The organism is Bacillus mexicanus (assembly GCF_050445615.1).
GTDB classification, from domain to species: Bacteria; Bacillota; Bacilli; order Bacillales; family Bacillaceae; genus Bacillus; species Bacillus mexicanus.
In genome coordinates this window covers 1-699 of the sequence record NZ_JBCEYV010000015.1, presented here as the reverse complement: position 1 = coordinate 699, position 699 = coordinate 1, and the positions used below count along the sequence as shown (strand labels likewise).

General features: G+C 50.5%; 5 tRNA genes and 1 rRNA gene. All 6 read right to left on the bottom strand.

Annotated elements, in window-relative coordinates:
* Nucleotides 1-51: 51 nt before the first annotated feature.
* Nucleotides 52-126 (bottom strand) — tRNA-Gly (locus AAGG74_RS23475).
* Between the two features lie 40 nt (nt 127-166).
* A tRNA-Leu gene (locus AAGG74_RS23470) sits at nt 167-249 on the bottom strand.
* 6 nt (nt 250-255) lie between these two features.
* Nucleotides 256-331, bottom strand: a tRNA-Lys gene (locus tag AAGG74_RS23465).
* 37 nt (nt 332-368) lie between these two features.
* Nucleotides 369-444 (bottom strand) — tRNA-Thr (locus tag AAGG74_RS23460).
* A gap of 4 nt (nt 445-448) precedes the next feature.
* A tRNA-Val gene (locus tag AAGG74_RS23455) sits at nt 449-524 on the bottom strand.
* Nucleotides 525-546: 22 nt separating this feature from the next.
* A 5S ribosomal RNA gene (rrf, locus tag AAGG74_RS23450) occupies nt 547-662 on the bottom strand.
* Nucleotides 663-699: the final 37 nt, after the last annotated feature.

Genomic DNA, 699 nt, shown 5'->3' with positions numbered 1-699 from the left:
TTAAGTCCTGTGTGTCTGCCAATTCCACCACCCCGGCGTGGATGGTATAGTTGGAGCGGAAGACGGGATTCGAACCCGCGACCCCCACCTTGGCAAGGTGGTGTTCTACCACTGAACTACTTCCGCAGACAGGATGTCCAATTTTTATAGCTGACATCCTATATAATGCGGGTGAAGGGACTTGAACCCCCACGTCATAAAGACACTAGATCCTAAGTCTAGCGCGTCTGCCAATTCCGCCACACCCGCGTTAAATGGTGAGCCATGAAGGACTCGAACCTTCGACCCTCTGATTAAAAGTCAGATGCTCTACCAACTGAGCTAATGGCTCTTCTTACAAGAGACTTGAATATTATAGCATGTAAAAGTGGTGCCGGCAAGAGGACTTGAACCCCCAACCTACTGATTACAAGTCAGTTGCTCTACCAATTGAGCTACACCGGCAAAATGGTGGAGGATGACGGGCTCGAACCGCCGACCCTCTGCTTGTAAGGCAGATGCTCTCCCAGCTGAGCTAATCCTCCATAATTACACTGACGTGCAATTGCTTGGCGGCGTCCTACTCTCACAGAGGGAAACCCCCGACTACCATCGGCGCTGAAGAGCTTAACTTCCGTGTTCGGCATGGGAACGGGTGTGACCTCTTCGCTATCGCCACCAAACAAAATGAGAGATGTTCTCTCAAAACTAGATAACAGA